Origin of the sequence: Aeromonas sp. S15(2024), from assembly GCF_041402265.1 — a bacterium.
Lineage (GTDB): Bacteria > Pseudomonadota > Gammaproteobacteria > Enterobacterales > Aeromonadaceae > Aeromonas > Aeromonas dhakensis.
The window spans coordinates 396,961-408,762 of record NZ_JBGLQY010000001.1 but is presented as its reverse complement, the minus strand read 5'-3'; the positions used below and the strand labels follow the sequence as shown (position 1 = coordinate 408,762).

Annotated in this window: 9 protein-coding genes; 4 read left to right on the top strand and 5 right to left on the bottom strand. The window is 61.2% G+C overall.

Annotation, left to right across the window (positions count from 1 at the left end):
• Nucleotides 1-13 precede the first annotated feature (13 nt).
• The 3 genes from ACB033_RS01890 to ACB033_RS01880 all read right to left on the bottom strand — a co-directional run bounded on the left by ACB033_RS01890 (nucleotide 14) and on the right by ACB033_RS01880 (nucleotide 4,637).
• Nucleotides 14-385 (bottom strand): hypothetical protein, encoded by a 372-nt coding sequence (locus ACB033_RS01890; protein WP_010634698.1) that lies wholly within the window; start codon nucleotides 383-385, stop codon nucleotides 14-16.
• An 83-nt stretch (nucleotides 386-468) separates the two neighbouring features.
• Nucleotides 469-3,588 carry an efflux RND transporter permease subunit gene (locus tag ACB033_RS01885; RefSeq protein ID WP_139723760.1) on the bottom strand — a complete coding sequence of 1,040 codons (3,120 nt, stop codon included), beginning with the start codon at nucleotides 3,586-3,588 and terminating at the stop codon, nucleotides 469-471.
• The gene (locus ACB033_RS01880) at nucleotides 3,588-4,637 is read right to left on the bottom strand and encodes an efflux RND transporter periplasmic adaptor subunit (RefSeq protein ID WP_005298612.1); all 1,050 of its coding nucleotides are present in this window, start codon (nucleotides 4,635-4,637) and stop codon (nucleotides 3,588-3,590) included. The genes ACB033_RS01885 and ACB033_RS01880 overlap by 1 nt, the downstream gene beginning before the upstream one ends.
• A 306-nt stretch (nucleotides 4,638-4,943) precedes the next feature.
• Here ACB033_RS01880 and ACB033_RS01875 point away from each other — a divergent pair, with 306 nt between their 5' ends.
• The gene (locus tag ACB033_RS01875) at nucleotides 4,944-6,401 is read left to right on the top strand and encodes a diguanylate cyclase (RefSeq protein WP_338325297.1); all 1,458 of its coding nucleotides are present in this window, start codon (nucleotides 4,944-4,946) and stop codon (nucleotides 6,399-6,401) included.
• A 33-nt stretch (nucleotides 6,402-6,434) separates the two neighbouring features.
• Nucleotides 6,435-7,301, top strand: coding sequence for a patatin-like phospholipase family protein (locus ACB033_RS01870; protein ID WP_005298608.1), 867 nt, complete (start codon nucleotides 6,435-6,437; stop codon nucleotides 7,299-7,301).
• Between the two features lie 72 nt (nucleotides 7,302-7,373).
• Here the strand turns inward: ACB033_RS01870 and ACB033_RS01865 are convergent, their stop codons facing one another.
• Together ACB033_RS01865 and ACB033_RS01860 are read right to left on the bottom strand one after the other, a co-directional pair.
• Nucleotides 7,374-8,735 (bottom strand): sodium-dependent transporter, encoded by a 1,362-nt coding sequence (locus ACB033_RS01865; RefSeq protein ID WP_025202051.1) that lies wholly within the window; start codon nucleotides 8,733-8,735, stop codon nucleotides 7,374-7,376.
• 205 nt (nucleotides 8,736-8,940) lie between these two features.
• On the bottom strand, nucleotides 8,941-9,207 hold the full coding sequence (locus tag ACB033_RS01860; protein WP_005298604.1) for a DNA-binding transcriptional regulator: 267 nt from the start codon (nucleotides 9,205-9,207) through the stop codon (nucleotides 8,941-8,943).
• A 259-nt stretch (nucleotides 9,208-9,466) separates the two neighbouring features.
• Between ACB033_RS01860 and ACB033_RS01855 the strand changes: the two genes are divergently transcribed.
• Together ACB033_RS01855 and ACB033_RS01850 are read left to right on the top strand one after the other, a co-directional pair.
• Nucleotides 9,467-10,063, top strand: a complete 597-nt coding sequence (locus tag ACB033_RS01855; protein WP_139723756.1) for a hypothetical protein — start codon at nucleotides 9,467-9,469, stop codon at nucleotides 10,061-10,063.
• 309 nt (nucleotides 10,064-10,372) lie between these two features.
• Nucleotides 10,373-11,407: an OmpA family protein gene (locus ACB033_RS01850; RefSeq protein WP_010634702.1), complete on the top strand. Its 1,035-nt coding sequence runs from the start codon at nucleotides 10,373-10,375 to the stop codon at nucleotides 11,405-11,407.
• The last annotated feature ends 395 nt before the right edge of the window (nucleotides 11,408-11,802 follow it).

The following is an 11,802-nucleotide window of genomic DNA, read 5'->3' as shown; positions in this document are numbered from 1 at the left end:
GTCAATGGTCGGCTCAGGCCAGGGCGCGGGCCAGCACGATGCGGTTGTAGTGACGCTGCAGCAGCTGATAACCCCCCAGCAGGCACCAGACCAGGGCGGGCGCCAGGAACACCGGGTGGGTGGCCAGGCGCAGCATCAGCAGGCCCAGCAGGATCAGCGCAAACGGTCGGCTCTCGTAGAGCCACAGCGGCCAGCCCTGCTTTCGCATCAGCCGGTGCTTGTCTGGGCGGCGATAGGCGCCGCGCCGAAACCAGGCCAGCGAACCAGCCAGATAGAGTGCCAACCCGGCCAGCAACAGCCCCGGCTGATCGGCAATCCCCAACAAAAGCAAACCGCTGCCCATGTAGGCAAAGGGCAGCGGCTCATAAATGGCTGATGGCAACATGACTCACCTCGAGTATCAAACTGGCTACATATTAACCCGCAGCCATTTGCTTGCCAGCCTCTTCCCCTATATGGGGGGCCGCATCAGGCGGCCGGTTTGTCCTGCTGCGAGGCGGCCTCGCTGGCCGCCAGAGCCTCATCCACCAGTTGATCCCGCGCGCCAGTCATGCCGGCCCGTCTGGCCAGCAGATGGTAGATGGCGGGCACCAGCAGCAGGGTCACTAGGGTTGCCAGAGAGAGGCCGAAGAAGACCACTGTCCCCACCGACATCCGGCTCTCATAGCCCGCCCCCATGGAGAGCATCAGCGGTACGGCCCCTATGATGGCGGTGAGCGAGGTCATCAGAATGGGGCGCAAGCGGCGCACCGAACCTGCGATGATCGCCTCGTCGAACCCTTCGCCGCGCTGACGCAGCTGGTTGATAAACTCGACGATCAGGATGCCGTTCTTGGTCACCATGCCGATCAGCATGATCATGCCGATCTGGCTGTAGATGCTCATCTCCTGCCCCGTCAGCCAGAGGCCGAGCAGACCACCGAAGATGCCGAGCGGCACCGTCACCATCACCACCGCCGGGGTCAGCATGCTCTCGAACTGGGCCACCAGCACCAGATAGACCACCAGCAGGGCCAGAGCGAACACCATCACCATCTCGCCCTGGTTGTCGCGATAGTCCTTGGACTCGCCGGCATAATCCACCGTCATTCCGTTTGGCAGATTGGCATTGGCCCAGCCGTCGAGGTAATCCAGCGCCTCACCCAGGGTATGGCCCGGCGCCAGATCCGCGGTCAGGGTCACCGCCTTCTGACGCTGGTAGTGATTGAGGCGCTGCGGGCTCGCCACCTGCTTGACGGTGGCCAGGGTCGAGAGGGTCACCATCTCTCCGTTGGCCGCCTTGAGGTAGATGCGGCTCAAGTCGGAGACGCCGTTGAAGTCGCGCTGGTTGGCGCGCAGATAGACGTCGTACTCCTCCCCCCTGTCCACATAGGTGGTCTGGCTGATGCCGCCGAGCAGGGCCTGCAGGGAGCTCGCGACGGTGGAGACCGGGATGCCGAGCTGGTTGGCCCGATCCCGCTCTATGGTCACCTGCAGCTCCGGGGTCTTCTCGGCGTAGTCGAGATCCGGCGTCTCCATCAAACCGCTCTGGGCTGCCACCTCTTTCAGGGCCAGCCCCTGTTGATAGAGCTCGGCGTAATCGGAGCCCTGCAGCACGAACTGCACCGACGCGGTGGAGCCGCCGCGAAAGCCCGGCTGGAAGGTGCGGATCATCACGTCCGGAATACCGGCCAGCCGCCCGCTCAGGGACTTGGCGAACTCGGTGGCGGTTTCATCCCGCTCGGCCCAGTCGGTGAGCTGGATGATGGCCATGCCGGTCTGATCGCCGCCGCGGCCGAAGGCCGGGGTGCTGAAGCTCATGGCCTGCACCACCCCCTTGTCGAGCAGCGGCATGATGGCTGCCTCCACCTGCTGCATGTTGCGTTTCATCCGCTCGATGCTGGTGCCCTCTGCCCCCTTGACGAACACGTAGAGCACGCCCCGGTCCTCGGTCGGGGTCAGGCTGGTGGGCAGCTGGGCAAACAGGGCGCCGATGCCGCCCAGGCAGAGCACCAGCACCAGCGGGGTCCAGCGCGAGTGGCGCAGCACGGCGCCAAGCAGAGTGCGATAGTGCTTCTCCACCCAGCCGAGGCCGCGATCGAGCGCCGCCGTCAGCCGGTTGGGCCTATCCACCGAGCGCATCAGCCAGGAGCCCATGGCCGGGGTCAGGGTGAGCGCGATCAGCGACGAGAAGAGCACCGCCAGCGACAGCAGGATGGCGAACTCGGTAAAGAGCCGGCCCACCATGCCATCCATGAAGGCGATGGGCACGAACACCATCACCAGCACGGCGGTGGTGGCGATCACCGCAAAGCCCACCTCGCGGGTGCCGTGCCAGGCGGCCAGCAGAGGCGGCTCACCGCGCTGCAGATGGTGGTGAATGTTCTCCACCACCACGATGGCGTCATCCACCACCAGGCCGATGGCGAGAATGAGCGCCAACAGGGTGATGAGGTTGATGGAAAAACCCAGATACCAGGCCCCGATAAAGGCCGAGATGAGAGAGACCGGCACCGTGATGGCCGGAATGAGGGTGGTGCGCCCCTGCCCCAGAAACAGGTAGAGCACGGCCACCACCAGCACGGCGCAGATGGCCAGGGTCTCATACACCTCGTCGATGGCCTGCTTGATGAAGATGGTGGAGTCGTAGTCGACCTCCAGGGTCGCTCCCTCCGGCAAGAAGCGCTGCATCTCGGCCATCTTCTTCTCGACCCCCTGCGCCACCGCCAGCGGGTTGGCGGTGGACTGGGCGACGATGCCTATCCCCAGGCTCTCGCGGCCGTTGCGCTGGTAGGCGCTGTCTTCGTTCTTGGCGCCCACCTCCACATCGGCGATGTCGGCCAGATAGATGCTCTGGCCGTTGGCGGCGGTGCGCACCTGCAGCGCCTGGAAATCGGCGGCGGTGTGATAGAGCCGGGCAATCTGTACCGCCATGGTCATGCTGTTGTTGCGGATCTCGCCCCCCGGCAGCTCGATGTTCTCGCGCTTGAGGGCGTCCTGCACGTCCGCCACCGTGACGCCGCGCGCCGCCATGTCGGATGGGCGCAGTCGCACATACATCACCTGGGTCAGATCGCCGGAGAGGGACACCTCGCTCACCCCGTCCACCAGGCTCAAGGGATCCACCAATACCCGGTTGGCATAATCGGTCATGGCGGTGCGGTCCATCTGGGTGCTGCTGAAGTTGAGCCAGACCGCCACGTCGCCGTTGCCGTTGTCCTTGGTGACCAGGGGTTCATCCACCTCGTCCGGCAGCTTGGGACGGGCGCGGGAGATGGCGTCGCGCACATCGGAGATCCCCTCCACCATGTTCCAGCCGAGCTTGAACTCCACCGTGATGACAGAGCGTCCCTTGCGGGTCACCGAGTTGATGTTCTTGATGCCGCTGATGCCGGAGAGCTGATCCTCGATGGGCTTGGTGACCTGGCTCTCCATGACGGCGGGGGCGGCTCCCTCGTACATGGTGGTGATGGAGACGGACGGCGTCTGCACGTCCGGCATCTCCCGCACCGTCAGCTTGGAAAACGCCACCAGACCGAACACGGTGAGCAGCGCGCTCAGCACCACCGCCACCAGCGGGCGGCGCACGGAAATATCGGAGAGCCACATCAGCCTTTGACCTCCGCCAGATCGTGCACGCTGACGCCGTCACGCAGGTTGACCAGCCCCTCGACCACGATGCGATCGCCCACCTTGAGCCCCTCGGTCACCCACACCTCTTCGCCATGGGTATCCCCCAGCACCACCGGCACCCGCTTGACCTTGCCATTGGGTTCGAGACGATAGACGAAGCGCTGCTCGCCGGCATACTCCACCGACTGGGCCGGGATCAGGGTCATCTTCTGTGGCGGCAGGGAGAGCTCGACGTTGAGCAGCATGCCGGGGCGCAGCTGACCGTCAGGATTGGGGATGATCACCCGCGCCTTGATGTTCTGGGTATCGTTGGAGACGCGGCTGTCCAGCGTCTCCAGCACGCCGCGAAAAGATTGATCCGGCCAGGCCGAACTGGTCGCCGTCACCGCCATGCCGGGGCGCAGCAGCGAGAGGTAGCGCTCGGGCACCGCCAGATCGAGCCGCAGCTTGGCCAGTTCGTCCAGGTGGAGCAGGGTATCGCCGCTGTTGACCAGGGCCCCTTCGCTCAGATCGATGAGGCTGACCGAACCGTCGAACGGCGCCAGCAGGGTGCGCAGGGAGAGTTCGTACTTGGCGGCATCGGCGCGGGCCTGAGCCTGGGCGACCGTGGCCTCCTGCCCCTCCAGCTCGGAGGTGGTGATGGCGCCGCGCGCCACCAGCCGGCGCATGTCCCGCAGCTTGCGGGTCTCGTCGCGCACGCTGGCGCTCTGCTCGGCCAGCTCCGCCTGCTGCTTGCCGGCGTCGAGGGCGATCAGCACATCCCCCTGCTTGACCTGCTGGCCGGAGCGCACCGCTATCTTGACGATGCGGCCGGTCACCTCGGGGCTGATCACCACGGAGCGGTTGGCGGCCAGTTTACTCACCAGCTTGATGGAGGGCTCGGCCAGGCTCTGGCTGACCGTCTGCGCCCGGATGTTGACCTGACGTGGCTGGGGTTTGCCGGCAGGGGCGGAGTGGCGGTAATACCAGCCGGCGGAAATCAGCAGAGAGAGGCAGGCAAGCACCAGCCAAGTACGCATTTTCATCAAGCAATCCATGAAATTAAGAGAAAAGAGGGCACTTCATCAATGATGGTCACCATGTTACCCCCTGACTATGCCGTGACTATGTATAAATGTGACAAAACGTAACAAGAGTGGGGTGAGATCACCGAAATAGCATCCAGAAGAGATGTTCTCCATGGTTACTACCTAGACTGACAATTGAATCAGTGAAAATCAGGTACGGCCGTCAATATGCCAATAACACGCTTTCACAATGCTCTACACCGACAGCATTGGCTGCCTGGTATTGTCGTCATGCTGTTGCTCGCCCTCACCCTCCATCAGACGCTGGAACAGCTCGTCGAATTCAACGAACAAGACTCTCTCCATAGTGCGACTCACTTGCAGTCTCAGTTTAAGCAGATGACAGCCTTCCTCGAAGCCATGCGAGGCCAGGCAGAGGAACGGCTGCGCAGCAATCCGCAGTCGACGCTGACCCGCCAGCTTTATAAGGTCCTTCACGTAGACCCGACGCGAAGATTCTCACTGGATCAGATCCCCCCCGACCTGCCCGTCGGGCTCGTTGGCAATCTGACCGGGCTAGGACCATTGCCTGACCCGGGCGGCGAGCGCGAAGCCAGGATCCACCTGGCATTAAGCCTCTCGCCTTTATTGTCCACCGCCACCAAGTTGCTGAAAGACAAGGTCACCTGGGTTTATTTCACCGGGGCAGATGATTTTATCTATGTCTATCCGTGGGTGCCCTCAAGCCGCTTTCATTTTCAACGAAAACTCTATCAACAATCCTACTGGCTGGATGCCCTGCAAAAGCAAAACCCCAGCCAGCGCGTCATCATATCGCGTCCCTACGCAGATACTGCAGGTGAGGGAATGATGATCACGCTGTCCAAGCCCATAGTGCGGGAGCAGATGCTGGTGGGAGTCATCAGCATGGATATTTTACTCTCACGGCTCGATGAGATGATGAGGGAACACGCACCACGAATTGGAACCCTGTTTCTGGTCAATCAAGATCACCATATTCTGGCCAGCAGCGCGCGGGAGCATAGCCGAGCCCCCAAGCCGGTAGAGGCATGGGATGGCTATCGCTGGCTCCAGGGGGCGTTTCAGTTCCAGTACACCATTCCTGACACCGTGCTCACCCTGCTCCATCGCGTTCCCCTGCCTTCCCTGCTGTGGGCCCTGCTCAGTCAGTCCGCGCCAACCCTGATCGCCCTCTTCTTCATGGCCTGGGCCGTGCTCGCCAACCTCAAGTCCCGCCGCCTGAACCGGCAGCTGGATTACCTCTCCAACCACGATGCCCTGACCGGCGCCTTCAACCGCCACTACTTCGACGAGTTCGAGCGCCGCCATCAACAGCGCGGGGGCAGCGTCGGGGTGATCATGTTCGACTGCGATCACTTCAAGCAGGTCAACGACCGCTTTGGCCACGAGGTGGGCGACCAGGTACTGATCCAGCTGGTGCGCCTGTGCCAGCAGCAGCTGCGGCGGGAAGATGCCTTGATCCGCTGGGGCGGCGAGGAGTTTCTGCTGCTGGCGGCCAAAGGAGGCGAACCACTCGACCAGCTGGCCGAACGGTTGCGCCAGCACATCGCCAGTCATCCCTGGCAGGCGCTGGCGCCAGCGCTGGCTGTCACCATCAGCCTCGGCTATCACCACGGCAGCGCCGAGACGCCGCTGCAGGAGGTCATCAGGCGGGCCGACGTGGCGCTCTACCAGGCCAAGGCCAACGGGCGCAATCGCAGTGAACCCTGGCAGGATGACGGCGCCGGCAACTGCGGGTAAGCTGATCCCCTCACTCATGTTCGGAGAGACAAAGTGGCACGAAAACCCCGTGTGGGACTGGCTCTTGGCAGCGGCGCGGCCCGTGGATGGGCACATATCGGCATCATACGGGCGCTGGAGCGGCTCGGTGTCAAACCGGATCTGGTGGCGGGATGCTCCATCGGCAGCTTTGTCGGCGCCGCCTATGCCGCCGGTGAACTGGACAAGCTGGAGAGCTGGGTACGCGGCTTCAGCCGCTTGCAGGTGGTCAGCCTGCTCGATCCGGCCCTCTCCGGCGGCCTGTTTCGCGGCGAAAAGGTGTTCGGCATCGCCGCCAACCACTTAGGGGATCCCGCCATCGAGAGCCTGCCGCTCCCCTTCGCCTGTGTCGCCACCGAGCTCGACACCGGTCGCGAGATCTGGCTGCAGCAGGGGCCGCTGCGCCAGTGCGTGCGCGCCTCCTGCGGCATGCCCGGCATCCTGACCCCGACCCGGGTCGACGATCGCTGGCTGGTGGACGGCGCCGTGGTCAACCCGGTGCCCATCTCGCTGGCTCGCGCCATGGGGGCCGAGGTGGTGATCGCGGTCAACCTCAATGCCGACATGCACCAGCCCTGGACCGACGAGCCGGACGAACCGAGTGGCGGCAACCGCTTCAGCCAGTGGTTCAACCGGGGCGACAGCCCCAACACACCCGGCATGTGGAGCGTGATGACCGGCTCCATCAACATCATGCAGGAGCGCATCACCCGGGCCCGGATGGCCGGCGACCCGCCCGAGATCCAGCTCTGCCCGCGCCTTGGCAGCTTCTCCATCATGGATTTCCACCGCGCCAGCGATGCCATCAACGAAGGCGAAGCCTGCGTCGAGCGCAACGCCGATCAGCTCAAGGAAGAGTTATCCCGCTTAGGCCTCATCTAGCGCGGTTCACCGGATCCGCATCACCAACAAAAAGAGCGCCTTGCGGCGCTCTTTTGCTGTGGGAACTGCCGGCTAAAACAGCCCCAACCCCTTGAGCATCACGATCAGGATCAACAGCGGCGACACGTAACGGATGATGAAGAAGAGCGGCTTGAGGATGGCCAGCTCCAGCTCGCCACCGTTGGTCAGCGCCTCCTTCATCCGCTCGAAGCCCCACACCCAGCCCACGAACAGGCAGAGGAAGATGCCGCCAAGGGGCATCAATACGTTGGAGGAGACGAAGTCGAACAGGTCGAAGAAGGTCTTGCCGGCGATATGAACGTCCGCCAGCGAGCTGTTGGAAAGCGCGCAGGTCGACCCCACCGCCCCCAGCACCAGCAGGTTGAGCAGGGTTGCCTTAGGGCGGCTCATGCGGAATCGCTCGGAGACCACCGAGACCGGCACTTCCAGGATGGAGAGCATGGCACCGGTGGCGGCGATGGCGGAGAGCACGAAGAACAGCACCATGAACAGGTGGCCGAACGGAATGCTGGCAAACACCGCCGGTATGGTAATGAACAGCAGGGAGGGGCCGGCGGTGGGCTCAAAGCCGAAGGCGAATACCGCCGGGAAGATGGCGATGCCGGCCAGCATGGAGACAAACAGATCGGCGCACATCACCCGGAAGGTGGTCAGCGGGATGTTCTGATCATCCCGAAAGTAGCTGCCATAGGTCATCATGCAGCCCATGCCGATGGAGAGCTTGAAGAAGGCGAGCCCCATGGCGGTCAGCACCACCCCGGCGGTGATCTTGGAGAGATCCGGCGAGAACAGAAAGTGCAGCCCCTGGCTGGCCCCGGGCAGGGTCAGGCTGCGGATGCCGATAACCAGCAGCAGGATGAAGAGCACCGGCATCAGCTTCTTGGTGACCGCCTCGATCCCCTTGGAGACCCCCATCAGCAGGATACCCCCCATCAGGATCAGCACCAGCCACTGCCAGAGCAGGCTCTGCAGCGGGTCGCTTATCAGCGCCCCGAAGGCCGCCCCGGTCACCTTGGGATCGGTCGACAGGATGGAGCCGTCAACGGCCTTGAAGATGTAGGCAAAGACCCAGGCCGCCACTTCGGAGTAGAAGGACATGATAAGGAAGGCTGCCAGCACGCCCATCAGGGCGATCAACCACCAGGGCTGCCCCTTGGGGGCCAGCTTGCTGAGGGTGGTGACGGCATCGGACTTGCCTTTTCGCCCCAGCATGATCTCCGAGATCATCACCGGCAGGCCGACCAGCAGCGTCGCGATCACATAGACCAGCAGGAAACCGGCACCGCCGTTTTCGCCCGTCAGGTAGGGAAACTTCCAGATATTTCCCAGCCCGACGGCTGAGCCCAGGGTGGCGGCAAGAACGCCGAATTTGCTGGTAAAGCCATCTCTGGCCTTGGGAGTGATTTGACTCATGCTTGTCTCACTGTGCGCATCATGCGAGGGGTACTGCTAATTTTAGCGGTCGGAATTTTCTGAGGATTGATTCGGCTTGCCAAGGTATTTTCGTGAAAAGCCTTGGTGAGAGCACAATTAGCCAAATTTAATTAAATTAATTAGATATTTGATGGATAAAAAAATGCCGCCTCGAGGGCGGCATTTTTGTCAGGGCTCAATCAGCTCAAGCCTTGGCAATATCGTCCGGGCCGATCTGGCCGATCTCGGCGACTTTCTTGTCAGCCAGCAGCCAGAGGGTGAACTTGTGCAGTTCCGGGTGGTGAGCCAGGGCCACCAGGAAGGCGCCACCAACTTCACGATAACCCAGCTCATAGTTCTTCAGGGTGGTCGGGGGAACGCCCAGCAGATCAGCAAACTTGGGACGGCTCAGGCCGACTGCTTCACGGATCTGACGGATCTTCTTACCAACAGTTACGATATTTGAATTCATATTGTTCCATACTCCGTACGGCGGATTGACTCCACCTTTATTTTTCGCGACGACTCGTAGTCAAGTGTATCAGTTTTGAACGGACTCGTTATGGTCGAGTCTCTATCTTTAATCAGCGTCTTTCGACGACAACCCTTGCAAACATCGGGGATGGTAATCGCTCAACAGCCTCAGGTAAACAGTCTCGAAAAGAAACCTTTATTGTTGCCACAGGAATTACTCGTATAATCCGCGAGCTATCCCTTAAGAGTAAGAACCCATGGCACTTCCCGGCATAATCTCCTGTTTACACCCGGTATCCTCCTCCGCAGAACTCAGTCGCCAATTGCAGCAGGGCCAGCAGACACGCGCCGAAGCCTTCTGGTTGCCTGCCGCCCTGCACGATCAGGCGGCAGCAGTTTTGGCTGCGCTGGATGACAAGAGCAGCCTGTTTCTCGACCAGCCCGTTGCCGGACTTTCCCTGCGCAGCCACGACGGCGTCATGCAGGAAGCGGGAACCCTGCTGCTTGGCAATGGCCAGCAGCTGACACTGGCCAGCACAAAAGGGGATGGCGGCCTGGTCCCCACCAGCGCGCTTACCGAGATGGCCGACTGGCTCGAGGCGGGCCACCGCCACTTTTGCTGTTCAGCTGCAGTACAACCTGTGGCCCGGGCCATCCTCAATATCTGGCCCCTGGATCCCTACCTGGCCCGGCATTTTTTGGTCAGTTTTACACCCTTACTGTGCGAAGCAACCGAGGCCGATTATCTGGCGGTGTTCCAGGCGAGGGAATCTCCCGCCATGGCGCAATCTGACTGGGTTCAGGCCTATATGAAACTCGAAAAGAGACTGCACAGATCCTATTTGGATCACTAATTAATCTGGATAAACAGCCAGTTACCCACACGACACAATCTGCCATATGGATTATGTGTGAGCTTGATCATGTTTTGAATTCGGCATAGAGTGCGCCACGTCATCGGAATGACACCGGCTGTTCGTGAAGGGGTGAACCTTTGTTTTTGCAATGCCCCCCGCTCGCTAGTGCACCAGGAATGCGTGCCTCCCGGAAGGAACCGGGATCCCTGCCAGACTCAACGCTGTTGTTCGGCAGAGCCTGCAGCTTACATAAATTAAAAAGTGCGAAGCACGTGAACAACGTGCCATCTCAACGAGGATTTTTTTATGATGAAAATGGCTCCTTCCCTGATCGCCATCGCCATGGCTGCCATGGGTGCAACTGCCGCTCACGCCGCTGACGACATCTACTTCGGTGCCGGTGCTGGTGCTGCCCACTTCAACGGTCTGAACAAGATCGATGGCGGCGGTTACGCTGGTACTGAAGACGCTGCTGCTGCCAACGCCTTCGTCGGTTACAACTTCACCGAAAACTTTGGTACCGAATTCGGTTACCAGTACGCTGGCCGCGGCAACACCGACGGTCTGCGTTACGAGAACCAGGGTGCCACCCTGTCCGGTATCGCTCGTCTGCCGCTGGGCGGCGACTTCTCCGCTTTCGCTGAAGGCGGCGCCTACTGGGCTCACACCGACGGTCTGGGCACCAGCGACACCAAAGTATCCCCGCTGGCTGGCCTGGGCGTGACCTACAAGGTCAACGACGCGCTGGATCTGCAAGCTCGCTACCGCTACATGTGGGACGTGGCTGACCTGCACGCAGGCGACGCCCCGGACGACGTACGCTACAAGTCCAACCAGAGCGTTGCGACCCTGGAAGCCGTATACCACCCGTTCCGTACTTCCTACGTAGCTCCGGCTCCGGCTCCGGTTGTTGAAGAAGCCCCGGCCCCGGCTCCGCAGGTAGTTGAGAAGAACTTCGCCCTGAACTCCGACGTGCTGTTCGCCTTTGGCAAAGACAGCCTGAAGCCGGAAGGCGTTGCTGCCCTGAACGCTCTGTACCAGCAGATCGTTGAGTTCCAGCCGAAAGATGGCAACGCTGTTGTCGTTGGTTACACCGACCGTATCGGTTCCGACGCCTACAACCAGAAGCTGTCTGAAGCCCGTGCCCGCACCGTTGCCAACTTCCTGGTCAGCAAGGGTATGGCTGCCAGCAAGGTTGCCATCGAAGGTCGTGGCGAAGCCAACCCGGTTACCGGCACCAAGTGCAACGGCGTGAAAGCCAAAGCTCAGCTGATCTCCTGCCTGGCTCCGGACCGTCGCGTAGAAGTTCGCGTATCTGGCGTACAAGAAGTTCAGAAGTAATCTGACTTAGTTCAGATAATGCGAAAAGGGGATGCCACGGCATCCCCTTTTGTTTGCCCGCCGTCTGTTTTTGAGCAAAAACACAGCAACCAGCGTCACTTCCTGTCAAATCGTTTCCCCCGGCTTCCTTCTCCATAATCACCGCAGCGCCGCGCCAGTGCTGGATATCTGTACAGAAACTTGATCCGTGCGAGTCAAAAGAATACAGTAAACCCGCTTGTAAGGTATTGGATGAACTATTAAAAGTGCATTCGGCACGGTTAGTTGTCCATGAAGCCAAGGCTTCGTGAGTATCCAGGAACCATCTCTTTTTTCATTCAGACCAACCGTGGTTCACCATGGAGGTCGCAGTGTGACTGTCATCTGCGGCCGGTATAACTGAAAGAGTGCGCAGT

What these genes read in the sequence shown, in the direction of transcription:
- ACB033_RS01865 (WP_025202051.1), bottom strand. Translation starts at nt 8,735, where the DNA reads ATGAGTCAAATCACTCCCAAGGCCAGAGATGGCTTTACCAGCAAATTC.
- ACB033_RS01885 (WP_139723760.1), bottom strand. Translation starts at nt 3,588, where the DNA reads ATGTGGCTCTCCGATATTTCCGTGCGCCGCCCGCTGGTGGCGGTGGTG.
- ACB033_RS01890 (WP_010634698.1), bottom strand. Translation starts at nt 385, where the DNA reads ATGTTGCCATCAGCCATTTATGAGCCGCTGCCCTTTGCCTACATGGGC.
- ACB033_RS01855 (WP_139723756.1), top strand. Translation starts at nt 9,467, where the DNA reads ATGGCACTTCCCGGCATAATCTCCTGTTTACACCCGGTATCCTCCTCC.
- ACB033_RS01850 (WP_010634702.1), top strand. Translation starts at nt 10,373, where the DNA reads ATGATGAAAATGGCTCCTTCCCTGATCGCCATCGCCATGGCTGCCATG.
- ACB033_RS01860 (WP_005298604.1), bottom strand. Translation starts at nt 9,207, where the DNA reads ATGAATTCAAATATCGTAACTGTTGGTAAGAAGATCCGTCAGATCCGT.
- ACB033_RS01880 (WP_005298612.1), bottom strand. Translation starts at nt 4,637, where the DNA reads ATGAAAATGCGTACTTGGCTGGTGCTTGCCTGCCTCTCTCTGCTGATT.